The sequence below is a fragment of the Novipirellula aureliae genome (genome assembly GCF_007860185.1).
In the GTDB taxonomy this organism is placed as follows: domain Bacteria; phylum Planctomycetota; class Planctomycetia; order Pirellulales; family Pirellulaceae; genus Novipirellula_A; species Novipirellula_A aureliae.
On record NZ_SJPY01000003.1, the window covers coordinates 374,798 to 395,048 of the forward strand.

The following is a 20,251-nucleotide window of genomic DNA, read 5'->3' on the forward strand; positions in this document are numbered from 1 at the left end:
CCCTATCGGTAGATTGAACCTTGTTCGCTACTCGCACTGCCGGGATAGCCAGCTGCTCCCTGAGTACTGCCCGGTGCATAGCCGCGGTTGCTACCCGCTGTGGTGGGTGAAGGCGTTGCATTGGCGGAATCGGTTGGCATGGCACTTGGTGCTCCCAAGGTTGCCGCAGTGTGCGTTTCAGGCTGAGTGGCAGCCGGTGGCGACTGGGCAGCCGGTGGCGACTGGGCAGCAATCTCGGCTTTCATCGAATCGGGTAGCGAGAAGCCAGTGAATCCCGAATTGGTCGGTGAGTTGACAGGCTCGGAAGCCATTGGCGATGTGGGCGTGTTTGACGTTGCCGAATCCGACAGCGACGGAGGTGCGAATGCGGTTGCGGTCGTGTAGTCGGCAGCAGATGCCGGGCTGGTGGCGGCTGTTTGCATCGCAGGCGTGTTCGCAGACGTCTTTGGGGTTTGAGCGATGCTGCTTGAGCTTGGTCCCGACTCGGTTGTTTTGGGCGTAAACGTTTTCTTCCCAAATTGGTAACCTGACGTGGTTGCTCCCGATGGACTCGCGCTTGCATAAGACGCTGGAGTCGATCCGCCCGTCGGGTTGTAACCGTTTGCTTGTGCAGCGCCCATGTTGGCGGAGGCCGTCGTCGCATATCCAGGGGAGATATCCAAACCTGCGATCTGGTTTGGAGCTGTCTGAGTGGGGTCCCCCAACGTTGCGATGCTCTTCGGAGCCGCCGTGCCGCCTGCGACCGACGCGATCGCTTCGGGGGTAGCCGACGCGCTCGGCGGTGCGGGGTAAGTGGTCGTTGGGCCAGTGCCTGCGAGTGCTTCGGCGGACGGCTCACTACGCCGAGCGAACAGACTTAGCGGTCGCATACTGCTCCGACACCCTAGTTGCAAGCAAATCACGGTAGCGCATGTTGCAATGAGTATGCGTCTAAGCAGCACATTTGGATTGGTGAAAAATATATGGAGCATCCTTGCCTACCTCGATCCGGAATTATCAGAATAAACGATATCCTTTCGTTTATTCGGACAATTTTGCTTCGTAAATGAACTCGAACTGACGAAGAAGGAGCATTTGTCGGTTTTGTCGCCAAAAACGCCTTCCCTATTCGACCGTAGGACGAGCGGCAATTCATTGTCAAGACCGATTCTTCTTCACTTGTTTGTCGATTCGACATTTCGGTCGGGGAGCAGAAAACAGACAACTTCGCGATCGTTACGAACGAGCAAGTGACGTCCTGCGACCGTTGGAATGTTCCATGTTTTTGAATGGAGCGCAGGCAACCGGCACAAAACTCGATAAGTTTCCGGGTCGGCATCCACGAACAAAACCTCACCCGCTTCGGATTGGACGACAATCGTGTCCTCACAAATGAGGATTTGTCCTTGAGCGGATCGATCGCTGCGTGGTTGCTGCCACAGCCGTTTTCGGTCCTCGATCCGAACCGCCTGAAGCGATCCGTCGCTGAGTGCGAAGGCAGTATCACCGAGCACGCATGCATGGGTGAACTTCGTTTTTAAAATCCGGCTCGAAGACCAAATCGCGGCGGCTTCCAAGGGGGTCGGATCGCCGTCCTCGGTCATCGTCACTCGCACCAAAGCGCTACCGCCTCCGTAACCTTTACCGATAATGAATTGGTCATCCCCGGCAGGCACGACGGATGAGCAATTTGCAGCTGCGTTCGATTGTCCTGGCCAATCGAACGACCAAAGCACTCCACCGCCGTCAATTTCGTGCCCGGAAACGCTTGATTCATTGACCGAAACGACTTGACGTATTCCTGCGAGAGTCATCACGACCGGTGATGCGTAACTGATCTGGTCCGTTCCTCCAGCCCAGCGAACGTCGCCTGATTCCGCATCCAGTGCAATTAAGGAACGACCTCGCTTTGCAAGTTCCGATGGCTGAGCCAGTCCGTCTCCCGACGGAGCACCAAAGGGAACGATGCAAAGGTCATCGACCAATAATGGCGACGCAGCACGCCCCCACACAATAGCGGCTTCCGACGTCGGCTGGTCCCAACCGGCTAGCTCTAAGAGATCGGCCTGCCAAAGGATCTCACCCGTTTCCAAGTCCAAGCACCACAAACGCCCCGTGCCGCCAAGAGCATAGACTCGGTTTCCATGAATCGTTGGAGTGCTACGAGGGCCAATACCGCCTAGCGGGTTTTCATGACGCGTCTCCGCGTCGACAATCCACTTTAACTGGCCATCGCCAAGTCGATAGCAGGAGACACATTCGGTCGCACCCCGTTGCTCGAGGGTAACGGCGGAATCGCCCTCGATTGCAAACGCTGACCATCCTTCGCCGATCCCATGATCCCACAATACATCGACGTCCGCCGCCGATGTGGGGATCGCAAAGTGCCGCTTTGCGATCACGCCTGTCCGATCATTGCCCAGGAATCCAAGCGATGATTCCAACGCTCGCTCCCCCGCCGTCACGCTCGCCGAAACGGTTTCAGCATCCGAGTTCCATTGAATTGCAACCGGCTTCATTCGTTCGTCACCCCAAAACCTAGGCTTGAACTGGGGCATCACTTCACCGCTAAACCCATCGAAGCGATACAACCCGGCAAAGGTAAGGAGACCAGCCAGAGCGACCAGTGGCACCAACCAGCGTTTGCCCACCGAAACACCAAACTGGTGGAAGCGGTAAGCGACAACCACCATGCCGATCAAAGCGATAGCATAACAGATAAAATTGGCGATTTGATGATCGAACCGGGGGGCCGCCCATTGAACCAGCAGGATCAGAATCGCAGCGATGGATGCCGCCACAATCGCTTGACGAGGTCGTTTCGTTTGGAAGGACGGGACGCTCTTTTTTTGTAATTCAGTGGACATGGATATTCGATGGAGTGAGAAAGCAGGTCTGAAATCGCCTCACTCATACTGGCAATCGCAGCTTCAATCGTCCAGGCTCCGTTTCGATGGTCAGTGGCAAACGTCCGACGTAATCTCCATCGAGTTGATACGGAACGCGGTGATCGGAGGTGATCGTGATTCTAGTCAAACGCTCGCGAGTGACATCGGCATACTGTAGATGCCGGCCAGTGATCACGCCAGCGACGTAGCGAAGTCCGCTCGCGATGCTACCCCCTGCGAACGAAATCAAATCGAGTTTGCCATCATTGTCGATGGCATCGGGTTCGATTTTAAGGCCTGCCGCATAGCAGGGTAAGTTGAACGCCATCGCCCAATGGACTTGTCGATCCGGTCCTTCGTCGCTGGTAATCATCAGCTTGGGGAACGAGTATTTTCGAATCGCTCGGTAAATCGGTCGAGCGTAACTGAGGCGATGGATGTGCCCTCGGCGTCGGAGATGAACGTCGCGAACGACCTCCGCATCAAAACCACATGATGCCATCACCAAGAACAATCGACCGTTTGCTCTTCCTGCATCCATTTGGTGATCGACCCCGTGAACGATGGTGTGGAACGTGTCGTTCGCATGGGGTGAGTAGCCGTAATTCCGGGCCAGCAAGTTCTCGGTCCCGAACGGCATGACCACCATCGGAACAGAGGGGGGGGTTAAGTCAGCCGCCAAACGGACCGTGCCATCGCCGCCAGCGGCGACGGCGATGGTTGACGGATGATTGCTGTTTGCGTTCGATGACCGGATTCGTTCACGAAACTCCAATGTCGAATCGGTAATGAACACCTGGTAATTCGCCTGGAAAAGTCGCTCGTGGAGCTGCGGCAAGGATTCCCGGTGCCGTCCACTGCCAGCTTTGGGACTGGTTAAAACGACGATCCTAGATGGGGCCGGCAATGGTTGCGATTGGCTTTGGTCGTTTTTTTCTGGCACCGCTTGGTTCGTCTCTTATTTGTAAGCTATCGTTTTAATGATCCGAAATCTTTACGATGGTTGCCCATTGAACAGGCGAATCATGCACCGGATCGACCGCTACGACCGTTAGAGCCTGTAGGCGAAGAATCACTTTGCCTCGAATCAGTTTACTCGAAAAAACTTTACCCGATAATCCAAGAGACAATGCCGTGAGTTTCGTTCGTCGATACTGGGCAGCCACTTTAATCATTGCCATGGTTGCGCTTCACGCAGCCATTATCGGCTACGTCCGCAGCCGCGTTTCCGGCCTACAAACGGTCGAGACAAACACGATCGACATGGGCCGCTATCGTTTCCAGCCGGTCGAGGACAAATCCAAGGTCTATCAATTCCACTTGCATGTTGTGGTCGATCCGGTAAAGAAGCAAAAGTGTCAAGATCGAATTACCGAGCGAACGATGGAAATCCATGAGGAGTCGGAATTACTACTACGCCAAGTTGATCCGACGTGGCTCTCCGACCCCGAGCAACGCCAAATCCGCGACCGCTTGATGGACATCATCCGCAAACATCTCGAAGAGCCGATCATTCAGCGAGTTTTGATCACCAATTGGCTCGAGCTACCCGTCTCGGCCGCTTTGCCAAACGTAACGAATTAAAAGGCTCCCAGCCCCAGCGGTACTCAGCCTATGTCAAGCGAATGGTAGCGACGCAGCCGATCGGGCCGCCTGCAAGTGTGATTTCAGCGTGATGGAGTTTCGCAATGCGGTACGCTCGGCATAAGCCAAGTCCCAACCCGCGTCCCGCCTCACGGCCACTGAAGTACGGATCAAATGCGTGCTCTCGAGCCAACCGGCTCAATCCAGGACCACTATCGGCAACGTGAATGAGGGTGCAATTGGTTTCGCGGACTAGCGATACCACGATCGTTCCGTCGCTTCCAATCGCTTCAATCGCGTTGCGGATCAATACTCGAATCGCTTCCCCAATCATCTCGGGATCAATCAACAGGGTCGTCGCATCGGGGGGGATGTCCGTTTCAAGCCGAATGGATAAGCGATCGATTTCTTCGGAAAACTCGGCTGACACGCTGAAGACCAATGCCGAAACATCAAAGCGTTCGAGGTTCGTTTTTGGCGGATTGGCATAAAACATTAGGTCCGCGATCATCTCATGAGCACGGTAAACCTGATCGACGATTCTGCTCAACGTTTGCTGCTTCGACGGATCGTCTTCCTGTTGCTGTAGCTGCTGAGCCCGCGTCGAAATGTTGGCCAACGGATTGTTGATTTCATGACTCAGTCCATAAGTCAACTGTTTCAACGCCGCTAATTTGCTCTTGTGAAGGCGACGATCAAAAGAACGCTCTAAACTTTGCAAATGTTGCATTTTGCGGGCAAGTTGCTGAAGAGAATCCGAGCACGATTCGATCGAAGGCCGATGTTGAGTGTTCGAATCAAACGTGATCACAGGCCATTGCGCGGACCATTTCGGTGGAACGGCTTTGCCCGTTGCTTCAAGCCACAATGATGCTGCTTCCAGCCAACGCTCACAGCGCAGCGTTCGAAAATAGCTGTCGAGTTCGCGAAATTGATCGAGATGGGATTGATCCAATTTGGGTGAACCGAGAAACGCATCACCCTCTGCGAATAACCCCGCTGCATTTGTACAGAACCATGTCGCCAGCTGGGAAACTGAAATTTCCACAGGGCGATTCTGCGAGCCTCGATAGGATAGTCCTGCATAGATCAACAACGGAGGATCTTGTTGAAATTGATCCACCGTTTTAGCAATAAGAGATGCGTCCGCGGTGAGTGGATCACCACTGCGGAGCAAAATGAACATCAGCAATTCGGTCGTACGGGCCGAACGTGGTAACCACCATCGATCCGAGTCGAAGCGCAGGCATGGAAGCAAACGCATCGTCAAGTTTCCTTTTCGAACGGACCTGGATCTGCGAAATGATCCTAATGGAGCAAAGCACCCAACCGACTAGGCTGGGCTTCGTTCCATCTCCAATAGATCACACGAACGAATGATTAAATCATCGATGGCAAACGGCTTTTGCATGAAGTCGTTCGCCCCCGCTGCCTTCAAACCGTCCACCTTACTGTGTTCCACCATCCCCGAGATGCACAAGATCTTGACCATGTCCATCGACGGATCATTACGAACTCGCTGGCATACTTCTTTCCCGTTAATGTCGGGAAGCATGACATCGAGAATCACTAGATCGGGGCGAAACTCTTTCACGCCCATCCCCGCATCGAAACCGTTGTTGGCGGTGCGAATATCAAACCGTCCATCGCGTTCAAATCCATCACTGATCAACTCCACCAAATCTTGGTCATCATCGACGATAAGAAGTTTCTTCTTACCCGATTCAAGAGCATCGGTGGGAATTCCATTGTCCCGCATAAACAAATAGAGATGTTCACGCGGAATGCGCCTGAACTTACTGCCGGGAACTCGAAATCCCTTCAGCGACCCGTTGTCGAAACAACGTATGATCGTTTGCTGGCTGACCTTACAAATCTTGGCCGCTTCGCCTGTTGTGAAAACCGTTTTATTGGTCATGGCAGAAACCATCCTCCCTGCATGACTAGCCTTTTCCAAATGGTAAAATTTGTCACTACAAAAATCACTGTGTCAAACACAGATCTCCCCATACCGACAGACCACAATGATTTCTTGCTAGCAAACCATTTGCTAGAAAGATCGTGAATTAGCGATGCGAATCCGCTGCATAGCTAACCCAAACAATCACCGCAACCTTCTATTAGCAAACTTCCTGTTCTACCGCACTAGCACTTTACCGCACTAAACTGTGCAAAGAACATAAGCGTCAGGAAGCTCCAAGCCGCCCCGCTTTACCAAGATTGCCTCATTCACGGATTCTATCGAATCGCCGGCACAGGTCAAGGTGGATTTCGTTACCCAATCCCCTCATGCTGTGGAAAAGAGTAAGAAAAGTCGCTCTGCTCTCCGAGCGGAAAGCGTTTTCGGCCTGAGGATCGATCGTTGGACCGAGTCAATCGGTGGCCCCCGTTCCGCTCGGAGAGCCGAATGAGATTGAGGCCGAGTCGGCATAAGGCGTCTATTTTCTCAAGCTGCCTTAGAATTCGAATTTTTTACTGTCTTCAGCCGCTCGCGTCCCTAGGGCTCCCCACAACCCATACGGACTTTGAGATCCGGGTGCCCTTGGCCCAGCCCGACCAAGCATGACGGTGCCAACTTCAAAATCACTTGCTTCGATGCTGTCGGTGATAAACTTCACGGCTCCGTCCGCCATCAAGACGTGAGTACCTCCTTGATGCCGACTCGAGGTTGGCAGCATTCCGATCCCTGTATCTCCGCCTGCTAAACAAAGGGTTTGATTGGGGGGCAAGATGGTATTAAAGCTGGTGTAAAGCCCAGCACCATCGGCCCAACGAAATCCACGTCGCTGATCATCAAAGCTCTGTTTTTTTGCCACCGAGGATCCCCAAAATTGTGGGCGTGTCGGGTCGATATCGTCCATACAAAGTTGGGGTGTCTCGTGAATCGCCAGCCACGAATTGGCAAGCGAGGCCATCGTGCTAATGTCACGGTCCCCTAAATCGGTGGCGATCTCACCCGCCAGGATCGTGTTTGCCAAACCGTCGAGGATCTCTTTGAATTTGGTCGATTGCCGAGGGATGAAAACCCCTCGTCCCGACACATCGACTTGAGCTTGCCGGTCGCGCGTCCACGTTGACGTTTCGGTATTAAACCGAGTGGCACCCGTATTGAGCCAATGCGTTGCATCCCCGATGCAAGCGACGTAGTTGGTGCGTCCATGAGCGGGCAGCCCCGTCCCCGGATCGGATGGGCAACGAAGGGTCGGGATCTCGGTTTGCCATGGATCGTACCCGCGAGTCCAAGGAGCAGGACCCATCGCTGAAAAGCCGTCACGATGATCCCCAATCTCTTCTGGCGTCGAGATCGTTTCCCAAAGCCGTTGTTGTTCAAAGAACGGCGTCAGCGCTACCAAGAAGCTAAGCCGATAGCGGTTGTTGCCGGGTGCCGCCGTGCCACCGGAATCCGAGTTCAAATCAAATGTCCCACCCATCTGCATCGGCAGCGTGTCATACGAAGAGTGATAGTTATGAACCGCCAAGCCGATCTGTTTGAAGTTGTTCGAGCAACTCATGCGGCGAGCGGCTCCCCTTGAACTTCGGACCGATGGAAGTAATAACCCGAGCAAGATGCCAATCATGCCGATAACGACAAGTAGTTCGATAAGCGTCAAGCCATCCCGTTTTTGATTTTGCATGATTTGTCTCGTTCGAACTATTCGGGTTGCCCCTTGGAAAGCGTTTCCATTTCATGGTCGTAAGCGGCATAGTCTTCTACAGATGAAAACTCAGCCTTTGCAGTATCGACTCGGTCAAGGGTCACCCGTTGGCAGCCAACAAGAGCAGTCAGAGAGACGATCAAGATAAGCGACGTACACAATGATTTAAAAAACACTCGAATCGTACCTTCGGTAAGCGGTGGATGCCGGGTCGGCGTCGTTTAGAAGGAAAACGACCTGAAGAGAGCCTACGTCTCTCACCTTATTTTGACGCTTTGCCGCTTCACAAGCAAGCGATTTTGGACAAAGCCTTGATAAATCAGTAAAGGAATCATCCAACTCACCCATGCATTGAATCGATAGAACCCATCCGATTCCCAATCCAACACGATCGCTGTTCCCGAAATCAGTCGCAGAATCAAAGGTGAGATCAGCAGTAGAAAACTGCGAATCGCCCAACGCTGGTGTGCAGCGAACTGTTTCTGACGCGCAAACCAAACGGTTGCTCCGACAGCGATCGCCGTAACCACGGTTTGTACCACGAAGCCAGCGGCTGCAATCTTTCCTGCGTACGCTTGGCTGGCCATCCATAGACCACTTGGCAATACCGCACCGATCACCAGGACAGCCAACGCTTTTCCGAGCCAACGATGAAGCCTACGGTAACGCTGTCGTCCTCCGCTAAACACCAAGAACATCGCGACGACGATCCCCAAGGGACTCGTCACAATATGCACGTAAAAGGCTGCTCGGTAAAACCCAAAGAACGTGTAGCGGCGGCCACTCAAAAATGCAGACGCATTAAAATCGGGTGGAAAGTAGTACCGGTATTCGAATAGGATTCCAAGCAGAACGCGAACGAGTAAGATAAAAACTCCGAACCGAACGATTCGCAAAAGCCAATCGTTTTGGGAGCGATTCTTCATTGTTGATGCTACTCGGCAAAGCTACCTGGCAAAAACGGCCTGTTTGATGTGTCGCCAAACAAACAACATGACTCCCATTAATCCTAACATTGCCAGGCACAGCCAAAGGATAAAGGCCCCCAGGGCTGATAGATTTGGCATCAGCCATTGGTTGCTCACCGCGTCCCACCCGACCACGGTCATGGCGGTACCCGCACACAAATAGGGGCCAAACGGAATTCGCGGTTGCCGGGTCACGATGTATTGAAACAGTACGATCGCAATCGCAGCAAAGGGTGCCAAAAAGAACGCGATCACCGCTGCTTGCCAGCCCACGAATGCACCGATCATTGCCATCAGTGTCACATCGCCGAAGCCCATCGCTTCGACTCCCATCGCACTCGAAGCAATGATTCGTATCGCCCAAATCACGCCTCCGCCAACCGCCAAACCAATCAGCGAGGAGAGCAGGCCGAGCCAATTGGACCCACCGATGCAGTAGACGATCGAGATCACGACCACGCCAACGGCCCATATACCGAGCAGCAATTTCCAGGTCGAATGACGCACCAATCCAGCACAAAAGAATTCAATCGCCTTGGCCATTCCACGGCGCAGAATCAGTCGCCGATCGGCCAATGCAAAGCACCAACCACTCCAAATCAATAGCCCGGTCATCAACCCGGTGCGGGTCCACCATTTTGGATCGACCGGCGTCCATGGCATTTGAAAAGTCGTTTGCAAAAACTGCTTCGGTTCGACGCCGACGGGAAACGCTGTCGGCATGAAACCGTTGATCGTCAGCGCTGCAAACACGAGTGCAAACAAGGTTCCGGGGATGGTGATCTGATCAGGGATCGTTTGCTCATCAAAATCGATAAAGGTTGCCGCGACCATTAAAAACAACAGCACCGCATGGCAGAAGAAAATCGTATGCCCCCAGCCTTGAAAGCTGGTCAATACAGCAGCCGCTTTGGCACCAGCCAATTGATCGAGCGGTAGCAATCCGCCAACTTGCGTTTCGTACCAATAGAGTAGCGGCAAAGCGATTGCTAAACCCGTTTCAATCAACAGCGGACGAATCCAGAATCCACGCCCGTGCAGCGACGATTCACGTGACAACGTAAACCAGCCCAAGATGGGAACTCGATCGATCGGTCGCCGAGGCGGAGCTTTTTCGCTAGGCTTGGCCCAAGGATCGATCGGGCGAGGGAACCAGCACCAAGTGTAAATCACGTAATTCGCGACCGCTCCACCGACAATCCCCAGGATCGCTAGTAAAACGAATCGAAATGGTATGGGTAGTCCGATCCAGAAATTGATCACAATGATTGCTGGGGATAAAGTGAGGGTTGAAATGGATTACGAGCCTGTCGATTCCCAGGTTTTCTTAGCCCCGAGGACGGCACATTCGGCTGGTTGTGTCGGCCTCCGGCCTGATTGATGGAAAAAAATCAGAAGCCTTTAAAAACACCGATTAGAAATCATCGAGAACGCACCCTCATCGTAACAGAATTTGCACACGGTTACGGCAACATCCCTTTCTTTCCCGCTCACCGTTCGTTCAACGAATCTGCAAGTACTCTCGGAAACTGGACGGATTCAATTCCATTTCATCCGGCGAGGTTGATTCGATCAGGGGTGCGATGAAGGATTCTTCTTCCATCGGCTCAATTTCGATCAGTTCGTCCACTTCCATCGACTCGTCCGCGTCGGTTTGCTCGATGGGAGTTCTCGCGCCGACTCGCAATGCTTCCCATGGCTTGGGATAGAAGTATTGTGGCACGATGCGTCCGTGATGATGGTCGTAGTCGCAACGTTGGTCCGCGTGTTCCCAAGTGATCGCTTCCTGGCTCGAAGGTGCAATGAGGTTAGCGATCTTGCCACCTACATACGTCGGTCGATTGTAACGGCGACGGTACGATTCCGGTAACCGATTCCCGACTGGCCCGATGACGTCAATACGTGGATAGACGGGATGGCTTAGCCCGCTAGGTTGATGGGCGTCGGCAGCGGTGTGGTAACAAGCGGTAGAGGCAAAGACAAGCAAACTGAGGGTAAATAAGCGTGACATGAGGACGGCCGTTTTGGCAATGGCAGAAAGTATCTAAAGACGAACGATATTCATCTATCGGCATCGACAAGCGGGACGAGTGATTGAATAACGGATTGTACCGATTATTGGGTTAATGACGAATGATCCGGTCCCCGCCGCGTTCGGTAATGCCATCCCAAGACAATCAAGTTCGTCAACCAAGCGGTACCGAAGATCAAGGGTGCAAGGGGTAGCCAAAAACCTGCAGCCACCGCGCTGAGCAGAAATGCGAAACCAAGAATCGCCGAACCACCCCACACGTGTCCGCCCATTGCAATGAAACCAAAGCCGCTCAGAGCCGACGCGATCGGAAACAACAGTCGTTCATCCAAATCGCTCAACACTAGCAAACCGTTCATCGTAGCTAAGGTCGCCAGATACCCGATCCAAATTGACCAGACCGGTCGATCGGCAATCGTTCGCGGCAGCACTTGTCCTCGCCTCGCCCAATAGATCGCGGCGAAGATGAGCAATAGCATCGCGGTACGTGGAAGCCAATAGGAAATGGTCGTCGGATACGCAAACCGGTCGAGCGCATAGATCGCGGCATGTGCCACAAAGATGATGATGCCGATTCCAATCAGCGTCCTGCCCCAGGACTCGAAATAGGTCTGATGCTGGTCGCGGTGGATTTCCCGGACGACGCGGCCGAGAATGTTGCTGCTGGTTGCACTGATCTGCTCGCCCGTCAGGTAACGCTCTAAATCATCAGCCAGCTCTTCCGCCGTTGGGTATCGCATTGCCGGTTCATACTGCATCGCCTTGAGACAGATCGTCTCCAGGTCAGTGGGCACCTCTCGGCAAATCAATCGAGGAGGCACCGGTTCATCTTGTAGCACTGCCCGCAGTACTTCGGCGGTTGATGCTCCTTCATGCGGTGGTTGCCCCGTTAGAACGGCGTAGAGGATTGCTCCGAGTGAATAGATGTCGGATGCCTCGGTTACTTCACAGCACCCACTTGCCTGTTCTGGACTCATGTAATGCGGCGTTCCAAGAACTTGTCCGGTTCGCGTCAACATCGCTCCTTCTCGGTGCCATTTCGCCAATCCAAAATCGGCTACGAGCGGGCGTCCATCATCGCTCAACAGAATGTTCTCGGGTTTCAAATCGCGATGAACAATTCCCGATCGATGGGCATAATCGACCGCGCGAGAAATATCGCGAACGATTCGAGCGGCTTCCATATTGTGACAACATCGACCGTCCACCTTTTGCTGGAGGGTCGCCCCATCGACCATCGTCATGGAAAAGTATTCGTAACCCTCCCAAGAACCGATGTCATGAATCGCGATGATATTGGGATGGTGCAACCGAGCGGCCGCTTCCGCTTCGATCCGAAATCGACCTCGTTCCTCGTCGTCCGCCAATACCCCGCTACTAATCAGTTTGAGTGCCACCGTCCGCCCGAGCTTCTCTTGCTTCGCACGATAGACGATCCCCATGCCGCCACGAGCGATTTCCGATTCGATCAAGTAGGGTCCGATGCGGACGCCCAACAACGGTTTGCTAGCAATCGACGACGGTTCTTGGCCCGTCATCCAAACGTGATTTCGAAAAAAACTTTTTAGTTCTTCGGCGAGCTGGGGGTAGCGAGCGATGTACTCATCAGGGTTGGCCGTGACGCCTTTTTCCTGTTTTTCAACATATTCCGCCAACACCCGCTCTAACAAAGCGGATTCTTTATTCGCAGGAAGTGTTTCGGGAGGCGATGAGAAAGGTCTGGACGGCAAGTTCATCGCTTCAGTATACCCGGTTTTTCTATTGTAACAAAACCATTACGACAGCCTGAACCTACCATGCCAAAGCCCACCATCGATTTGTCGGTCGTGATTCCGCTTTACAACGAAGAAGAATCGGTTGGTCCGCTTCTTTCCGCCGTTCGAGACGCATTTGTCGACCAATCGTTGATCTACGAATTGGTACTTGTCGACGACGGCAGCACCGATCAAACGTATACCGCAGCGATTCAAGCGAGCGAATCGACTGAGATGAGTGTTCGTATTGTCTCGTTACAGCGCAACTTTGGTCAAACGGCCGCGATGCAAGCCGGTATTGACGCGGCGAACGGATCTTTGATCGCGACCCTCGATGGTGATCTGCAGAACGATCCGGCTGATATTCCGAAAATGGTCGAGCATCTCAAATCGAACGGGCTCGATCTATTGGTTGGACGCCGTAAGAAACGTCAAGACGGACTCTTCCTGCGGCTCATTCCTTCCTGGATCGCCAACCGTCTGATCGCCAAAGTAACGGGAGTCCGCATTCACGATTACGGATGCAGTTTGAAGATCTACCGTGCATCGGTAATCAAGCAGGTCAATTTGATGGGCGAAATGCACCGATTCATTCCTGCCTGGGTGGCGGCGGTGACTCACCCGTCGCGGATTGGCGAGATCGATGTCAATCACAAAGCTCGCGAATTCGGGACATCGAAGTATGGTATTTCGAGGACGATTCGAGTCGTTCTCGATTTGTTGTCCGTTCTGTTCTTCATGCGATACCGAGCGCGTCCTGGACACTTCTTCGGCAGCGTTGGTTTGGTCGTCGGGGCGATCGGTTCAGTGATGCTAGGAACCGTTTTTGTCGAGAAGTTTGTCTTTGGGCATGATATCGGTTCTCGTCCAATGCTTTTGATGGGAGCGGTGGCGATGCTATCGTCCCTACAACTAATCTGTTTCGGGGTGATGGCCGAAATGATCGCTCGTTTGTCAAATCAATCCAATCGCCAAGATAGTTACTTTGTGCGTCACCAATACTCCAGCGATACCTCTCACAGCAAACCAGGCAGCAGCGTGAGTACCGAGTATGTCATCCCGATCACGATTGCCAGTGATCACCCAGCCAATGACCGAAAGGCAGGTTAGCAAAGCATGGCGGATTGGATCACACGACACCGATACCGGTTTCTCATCGTCATCGGAAGCTACTTCTGCTTCCAGGTGATCCTGCGTGCTGTCTTATCGAGTTCGCTCGACTACGACGAGTCGGAGCAAGTGTTTTTGTCTCAGTGGACGCTCTGGGGTTACAACAGCCAGCCACCGCTGTACACGTGGATGCAAAAGGTTGTTTTCAAGCTTTTCGGTTACAATCCGTTTTCTCTCGCACTACTAAAAAACGTCCTGCTGTTTCTGACCTACGTTTCGGTTTACGCTCTCGTTCACAAGGAGACGGGTGACCCGAGGCAAGCGGTTGTCGCTTCGCTTGGTATGTTGATGATCCCACAAATTTCGTGGGAAAGTCATCGCGATTTGTCACATACCGTCGCGGTCACATTTGCGACCGCGGCGCTGGTCTATTGCGTGATTGCACTCGAAAAAGACAAGCGGACGTTTTGGTACATTGCGATCGGTTTGGTTTGCGCATTCGGGATACTAAGTAAATACAACTTTGCGATCATCATTTTGGCGGTGGTCGCTGCGGTCTTGACGATTCCCGCATTCCGGCGAAATTTGCTGGACTATCGAATTGGATGGTCATTTGCAATTGCAGCAATCCTCGTTGCTCCTCATGTCTATTGGATGATTGAACATCGCAGTTTGGTATCCCAAAAAACGATCGCAACTTTGAGCGGAGAATCAACCCATAGCTATCTGCAAAATGTATCGGTTGGTTTGAAGGCCCTATTCGTTTCGGCCTTCGCAAGTTGTTGTTTATTGTGTCTATCTCTGTTTGCGATCGCCTATCGTTCATCGCTTTGGGAAAAGGTCATCCAAGCCAGGGAAAATTATCGTCAACCGGTGCAGGTTATCCAAACGAGAACGGCCGCCTCGGATACAACGATCTTGATTGGACGAATCTTTCTCGTCGTGACGGCTATCTTGGTTTTATTCGTCTTGTCAGGCAATGTCTTGGAGTTCAAAAACCGCTGGATTCAGCCGTTCGTTTGTTTACTGCCCGCTTATCTGGTATTGCGTTTTCGAGACAGTGGGTTCGTGGATCGAGTGGCGATGAACCGAGTGGTTTTGACAGGTTTTCTATTGATGGCGACGATCCTAATCGGAATCGCGGTGCGGCCGACGGCATCCCCAAGGTGGGGAAAGTACAGTTTGCTAAACATCCCTTTTAGGGCATTTTGTGAAACCATTCGGCAACAAGAGGGCGCCGATCCACCGATTATCTTGGCCGCGAACATGAGAATCGCAGGCAACCTCAAACGCCACTTCCCTGAGTCACTGGTTTTATCGGCCAGCTCAAATTACATTCTTGGACTCGAGTCCGTCAGCAAACGAATTCGACGTGATGGTCAGCACGCCATTGTTGTTACCGACACATCCTCACCCCTTTCGCAACAAACGCTACAGTGGTTGACGACAAAGCTTGTCGCGTTGGATCATATCCAATTCAATTGGGAGTCGATCCAGCATCCATACTACTATGACGTGACGGATAAAATGGCGATGCTAGAGTATGCACACCTTGCCGAATCATCGTACGAAGTGGCTGGTTTCGGTGTAGGCGAAATTCCAGTCGTTCCTTCGTCGAGTGATCGCCCCAAGGATGGAGATGTTCCGCATCTTTCCAACCGCCCGGTACCCAGCGACAGCACGTTAAAATAACACGCCACTGCAACCTTATGAGTTATTGATCGTGACAAAGATTGACCGATACATTCTGATCCTCTTTTTGCGGACCGTTCTGGTTTGCTTCTTGTCGATTGGCGGCATCTTTGTCGTGTTTCATGCCTTCACAAGTCTCGATGATTTGGTTCGTCAAGGGCAAACCGATGGCGGACTGATTCGCGTGATGGTCCGTTACTACGGACCGTACATGCTTCTGCTGTTCGATTGGACTGGAACGATCATTGTTCTGATGTCACTGTTGTTTACAACCGGCTGGCTACGGCGGACAGGCGAATTAACCGCCACGTTGTCGGCTGGGATTTCGCATGGTCGAATTTTACGACCCATGCTGATTGCCTCACTATTGATCATTCTCGTCCAAGTCGTCAACCGAGAATTCATTCTGCCGGGTTACCGTGATTCGTTGGCGATGAAGACCGATGAGATCGATAACGAAACGCCTCAGCCGATGTTGCCATGCGACGACCGAGTCAACGGCATTTTGATAGAAGGCGTGTCGATTTTGCCGCGTAGCAAAAAAATCCTAAAACCGAGTTTCCGGCTCGAGGGTGATTTCCAGGGATTCGGGGATCTCATCGTCGCGGAATCGGCCCAATGGACCGAGGCGACCGCGGAGCATCCGTGCGGCTATTTTGTCAACAAAATTGTCCGACCGGAAAAAATCGACACTTTAGCCTCCACAGGTACAACGGATCGCACGATTCTCTACACGCATCATGACCAAGAATGGCTCGCATCGAAACAGTGTTTCATTGCGACGACGATTAACGCGGAGTTATTGCAAGCCGACCAATCGACGTCTCGTTTGGTGTCGCTCCCCGAGTTGGCCGCTCGCGTGAAAAACCCAGCGGTTCATAGTAGTGCGTCGGTCCAAGTATTGCTCCACGAGCGGCTCGTTCGTCCGCCTCTCGATTACGCCTTGATCCTTCTCGGTCTACCGATTGTGATCAACCGAAAAAATCGAAACCTGTTTGTCATGATCGGTGTTGCGATTGGTACGGTTTTGTTTTTCTTTATGATCAAATCGGTTTCTGGAGGATTGGGTGGAGCAGGCTACTTGCTCTCACCATCGATGGCAGCTTGGGTGCCGCTATTGGTGTTGGGACCGGTTGCTTACGTCCGTCTTCGAGATATTCAAACGATATGAAACCATCACAGATTTCGGTTGTGATTCCAACGCTCAACGAAGAATCCGTTGTTGCCGATGCGGTCCGATCCGCAATCGAAGCAGGGGCTACCGAAGTGATTGTTTCAGATGGGGGTAGTCGCGACCAAACGATACCGAATGCCACCGCAGCAGGTGCATCCAAAATCATTCGCTCGCTGCCAGGTCGAGGCATCCAATTGAACGCAGGTGCGGTGTTTGCCAGCCACGAGGTTGTGTTGTTCCTGCATGCGGATTGCCGATTGAGTGAAGCGTCTCTGTTGCAGATTTGCGAATCTTCTGAAGTGGTCTGGGGAGCGTTCGTACAACAAATTGAAGCGAAGGGTTTGGGGTATCGTTTGTTGGAAAAAGGGAACGCAATGCGAGTCAAATACCGCTGGTTGCCGTTCGGGGATCAAGCGATTTTTGTCCGCCGAGCAACGTACAAGGAACAGGGGGGATTTGAGGAGATCTCATTGATGGAGGACCTCGCTTTCTCGAAATGGATGCGAAAGATTGCAAAGCCGGTGCTGCTACCAGGACCCGTTTCCATGAGTCCCCGGCACTGGGAAAAACGTGGCATCGTTCGACAAACCGCCTTCAATCTTTGGCTGCAATTGTCCTACGCCTGCGGTGTCTCCCCCGATCGCCTCGCTAAACGCTATCGTTGAAACCGAGGCAATCCGATTGCCGTTCGCTCCGCGCCGCAAGCATCCCACCCTGAGGGGCTCTATCGTTGGGATCAAGCAAACAATGGCTCATCCAGCAAACTGCCTGAGTTTCACCGAGAGCAAGATGGAAGATCGTCCGCATCTTGCTGCGTCTGTTTCATTTCGCTCAAAAATTCGATAGCGAGCATGGCAGTCAAGACGCAGCAGCAAAGTGGGGCGAGCCAATTCGCCGAGCCGTCCGCGGGCGTGAAGTGCTTGCCAATTTCATGGCTGCCCATGGTTAAAATCAGCAAGCCGAACGCAAACCAACCGGCGATGCGGCGAGATTCCAGTTCTGCCTTCGCGATATACCACCCGTACAAGGGGCCAATCAATGCATATGTGCTGTTTTCGGTTCGAGGATTGAACAACATCAAATAGATTCCGGTCCATGCAAACAGCCATAGCACTTGCCGAGATCGTGAGAGATTTCGGGTTGCAGCCATCACGATTACCAAAACGACCAAAGCAGCGGCAGCACGAATCGGATGCAAGAACTGCGATGGAATGTCGATCCCGAACTGTGACAGCATGCTAAACGGTTGCGCCCAGTAAGCGATGACCTCGGCATTCGATGCCGTTCGCAGCATGGCAACGCAATCGACGTATTGCTGCCAAACGTAGGTCGGCGATTGCAGAACGAATGGAGCGGCCAACGCGAGGATGCCGCCAAATAGCAGCGGCTTTCGAGTTTTTGGCGTGACGACGAACAAGAGCATCGGCAATACAATCGCCAGCGGTTTGACACAGATCGCTAGGACTGCCAAAGCCGCACACAGGGGATAACGCTCTCGATACCAACAGTCGAGACAAAGTAACATGATCGCCGTCATTAGGAGCGTGGATTGCCCGATCCGCAAACAACTCAGTCCTAGCATGGACGTGGCTAAAGCGATTCGCCAATCGATCCGGTTCGTCGATGCGGAGACTCCGCAAGAATCTCTCCAGTCGGAAAAAATAACGGAACTGAGCCGCATCGTTGCCCATGCCAACATCGACCATGAGAACAACCGCCACAGCAGATCGCCGAAAAGAGGCCATCCACTTATCGCTGATGCGAAGGCATAAGGCGTATGGAGAATTGCCGCTTGAGGCAGATAGAGAAAACCGTGCCCCGAGTCCTTTGAATGCTCGTAAAGTGACTCACCGCCAACCCATCGCTCGGCAGCTCGCTCATAGTGAAAAGAAACCGATCGCTCGGGATTGTTTACGAACGCGATCATCCCCAGGGCTAGCGCCGTCGCATAAATGAAAATGGGTAGCCCATGGATCAACCGCGTTTTCCCGAGGCGGCTGATCGAAGATGTCTGTTTTGTCATAAGACCACGATGGATAGAGATAAAGAAACGATTTCAAAATCACAAACGATGTCGCGGGCAGCGAGCGGCTACGCAGACTTACGAAGCTTGGGGACGACCGGACGGGAGGCGGGAGCGGACGAGTTTTCTTGCTCTGCGATGAAGTCCGTTTCCATCGGAGGGAAGGACAGTATCGTGGGTTCGGGTACCGTTTCGCGCTCAAACGGACTACGGACCCCCAAACGGTACATTGCTGCGATTCGCAGTAGTTCCAAGGGCGCCAGCAGGAAAGTACTCAGGCGAAGTTTCGAGCCAGCGACTTCATCCCAGCGGTCGAGCGGATATTCAAACAGCGTGGTCGCAGTCGGCTCGGAGAAACGAGAGGCCTGGCGTAAATCCGAGATCGGCGGCAGCGTTAACCGAGCGAGTAATTCCACGTCGAACAGCCAGCGACTCATGAAAGGCTCAGCGAGAATTTGGCGTAGTCGTGAATCGACACGAAACAGTTTTGCCCCGCATTGGGTATCGCGAATTCGCGTTCCCAGAAGGATTGATGCCATGAGCGCGAACACGTGACCGCAGAGCCGTCGCAGTGGGGTACGGTCGATGAAGCGTCCCTGCAACCGCATCCGGCTGCCGACAACCACCGCCACATCTTTACGGCGACGCCCGACCTCGATCAGCCGAGGGATTTCGTCGAGTGGCGTTGCAAGATCAGCGTCGAAGTAGCCGAGAAAACCCATTGCGGTTGAGGGCACCGAGGATGCTTCGCGGTCGACGCGCGCGTGAGAGAGAGGCTTGAGGGCGTGCAGCATACCGATTCGAACCGCTTCCCCTTTGCCACGATTCCGATCGAGCGACAATACCTCGACGCGATCCCGGGGAGCACGGCGACGCAGTTGGACAAGTGTTTGCAAAGTTTGGTCGCTGCTGCCGTCGTCAACAAACAGAAAGCGAATGTCGGAATGCCTGTTCGCAAAATCGATAAACGCATCGCACTCAAGACGTTCTGCTTCGTTGAAACAGGGGACGACCAGCGTCGTCACGGTTGCCTTCATTCGTCGTTCCTCTGACGCCGTCAACAAGATACCGTTCTCCATGGGACGAAGAAGAAAAAAAGGAGGGCAAATTACCGTTCACGTACGCGCATGTGTCCAAAAACACTCTCGTATCAAATGGAGGTTTATGTTTGCAAGGCTGCTTCCCCCCCCAAATTAGCCGGTTGGCCTATGGGCCTGCGGGCCTGGGCTTCACTGCTTTGCAAGCAAAAGAAACCTTGTTTCCCGAAACCTTGTTTCCCGAAAACTGGTTTCCCGAATTGGCGGAAGCCGATGGAGGGAAAGACGGGAAATCGGTGAAGACAACGAAGGAGCACCCCAGCGGCCGTCATGCGTCGTTGCGGTAAGAGCCTT

20 protein-coding genes are annotated in these 20,251 nt (G+C 53.0%); 6 read left to right on the forward strand and 14 right to left on the reverse strand.

The features are described from left to right. Positions 1–2: 2 nt before the first annotated feature. The 4 genes from Q31b_RS10730 to Q31b_RS28135 form a co-directional block, all read right to left on the reverse strand. Positions 3–869, reverse strand: a complete 867-nt coding sequence (locus Q31b_RS10730) for a hypothetical protein (protein WP_146599678.1) — start codon at positions 867–869, stop codon at positions 3–5. Positions 870–1,154: 285 nt separating this feature from the next. Beyond that, entirely contained in the window at positions 1,155–2,846 is a 1,692-nt protein-coding gene (locus tag Q31b_RS10735) for an outer membrane protein assembly factor BamB family protein (RefSeq protein WP_146599679.1), read from the reverse strand. Positions 2,847–2,889: 43 nt separating this feature from the next. Next, on the reverse strand, positions 2,890–3,810 hold the full coding sequence (locus tag Q31b_RS10740; RefSeq protein WP_231617469.1) for a diacylglycerol/lipid kinase family protein: 921 nt from the start codon (positions 3,808–3,810) through the stop codon (positions 2,890–2,892). Positions 3,811–3,844: 34 nt separating this feature from the next. Further along, the gene (locus Q31b_RS28135; protein ID WP_197171434.1) at positions 3,845–4,048 is read right to left on the reverse strand and encodes a hypothetical protein; all 204 of its coding nucleotides are present in this window, start codon (positions 4,046–4,048) and stop codon (positions 3,845–3,847) included. On the opposite strand from Q31b_RS28135, the gene Q31b_RS10745 reads away from it, so the two are divergent. Further along, entirely contained in the window at positions 4,047–4,451 is a 405-nt protein-coding gene (locus tag Q31b_RS10745; protein ID WP_231617470.1) for a hypothetical protein, read from the forward strand. The two genes, Q31b_RS28135 and Q31b_RS10745, sit on opposite strands and share 2 nt — an antisense overlap. 28 nt (positions 4,452–4,479) lie before the next feature. Here the strand turns inward: Q31b_RS10745 and Q31b_RS10750 are convergent, their stop codons facing one another. The 8 genes from Q31b_RS10750 to Q31b_RS10785 form a co-directional block, all read right to left on the reverse strand. Then, a complete protein-coding gene (locus Q31b_RS10750; RefSeq protein ID WP_146599681.1) occupies positions 4,480–5,715 on the reverse strand; it encodes a sensor histidine kinase in 1,236 nt (411 codons plus the stop codon). A 69-nt stretch (positions 5,716–5,784) separates the two neighbouring features. Next, complete coding sequence (locus Q31b_RS10755) at positions 5,785–6,369, reverse strand: response regulator (protein WP_197171330.1); 585 nt, start codon at positions 6,367–6,369, stop codon at positions 5,785–5,787. Positions 6,370–6,907: 538 nt separating this feature from the next. Further along, entirely contained in the window at positions 6,908–8,089 is a 1,182-nt protein-coding gene (locus Q31b_RS10760; protein WP_146599683.1) for a DUF1559 domain-containing protein, read from the reverse strand. A gap of 14 nt (positions 8,090–8,103) precedes the next feature. Further along, a complete protein-coding gene (locus Q31b_RS10765; protein ID WP_146599684.1) occupies positions 8,104–8,283 on the reverse strand; it encodes a hypothetical protein in 180 nt (59 codons plus the stop codon). A gap of 81 nt (positions 8,284–8,364) precedes the next feature. After that, positions 8,365–9,033 (reverse strand): DUF2306 domain-containing protein, encoded by a 669-nt coding sequence (locus Q31b_RS10770; protein ID WP_146599685.1) that lies wholly within the window; start codon positions 9,031–9,033, stop codon positions 8,365–8,367. 21 nt (positions 9,034–9,054) lie between these two features. Next, complete coding sequence (locus Q31b_RS10775) at positions 9,055–10,338, reverse strand: prepilin peptidase (RefSeq protein ID WP_197171332.1); 1,284 nt, start codon at positions 10,336–10,338, stop codon at positions 9,055–9,057. 238 nt (positions 10,339–10,576) lie between these two features. Then, a complete protein-coding gene (locus tag Q31b_RS10780) occupies positions 10,577–11,086 on the reverse strand; it encodes a hypothetical protein (protein ID WP_146599686.1) in 510 nt (169 codons plus the stop codon). Positions 11,087–11,190: 104 nt separating this feature from the next. After that, the gene (locus Q31b_RS10785) at positions 11,191–12,843 is read right to left on the reverse strand and encodes a serine/threonine-protein kinase (protein WP_146599687.1); all 1,653 of its coding nucleotides are present in this window, start codon (positions 12,841–12,843) and stop codon (positions 11,191–11,193) included. 60 nt (positions 12,844–12,903) lie between these two features. On the opposite strand from Q31b_RS10785, the gene Q31b_RS10790 reads away from it, so the two are divergent. The 4 genes from Q31b_RS10790 to Q31b_RS10805 are packed head-to-tail and all read left to right on the forward strand — an operon-like array spanning position 12,904 to position 17,502. Further along, positions 12,904–13,971 carry a glycosyltransferase family 2 protein gene (locus Q31b_RS10790; RefSeq protein WP_146599688.1) on the forward strand — a complete coding sequence of 356 codons (1,068 nt, stop codon included), beginning with the start codon at positions 12,904–12,906 and terminating at the stop codon, positions 13,969–13,971. 6 nt (positions 13,972–13,977) lie between these two features. Continuing rightward, entirely contained in the window at positions 13,978–15,663 is a 1,686-nt protein-coding gene (locus tag Q31b_RS10795) for an ArnT family glycosyltransferase (protein WP_146599689.1), read from the forward strand. A gap of 31 nt (positions 15,664–15,694) precedes the next feature. Next, positions 15,695–16,834: an LptF/LptG family permease gene (locus tag Q31b_RS10800; protein ID WP_146599690.1), complete on the forward strand. Its 1,140-nt coding sequence runs from the start codon at positions 15,695–15,697 to the stop codon at positions 16,832–16,834. Next, positions 16,831–17,502, forward strand: a complete 672-nt coding sequence (locus tag Q31b_RS10805) for a TIGR04283 family arsenosugar biosynthesis glycosyltransferase (protein ID WP_146599691.1) — start codon at positions 16,831–16,833, stop codon at positions 17,500–17,502. The genes Q31b_RS10800 and Q31b_RS10805 overlap by 4 nt, the downstream gene beginning before the upstream one ends. Positions 17,503–17,612: 110 nt before the next feature. On the opposite strand, the gene Q31b_RS10810 is transcribed toward Q31b_RS10805, so the two are convergent. Both Q31b_RS10810 and Q31b_RS10815 read right to left on the reverse strand, forming a co-directional pair. Next, positions 17,613–18,860 (reverse strand): glycosyltransferase 87 family protein, encoded by a 1,248-nt coding sequence (locus tag Q31b_RS10810; RefSeq protein WP_146599692.1) that lies wholly within the window; start codon positions 18,858–18,860, stop codon positions 17,613–17,615. A 68-nt stretch (positions 18,861–18,928) separates the two neighbouring features. Then, positions 18,929–19,939, reverse strand: a complete 1,011-nt coding sequence (locus Q31b_RS10815; RefSeq protein ID WP_146599693.1) for a glycosyltransferase — start codon at positions 19,937–19,939, stop codon at positions 18,929–18,931. 89 nt (positions 19,940–20,028) lie between these two features. On the opposite strand from Q31b_RS10815, the gene Q31b_RS10820 reads away from it, so the two are divergent. Next, positions 20,029–20,244, forward strand: a complete 216-nt coding sequence (locus Q31b_RS10820; protein WP_146599694.1) for a hypothetical protein — start codon at positions 20,029–20,031, stop codon at positions 20,242–20,244. Positions 20,245–20,251: the final 7 nt, after the last annotated feature.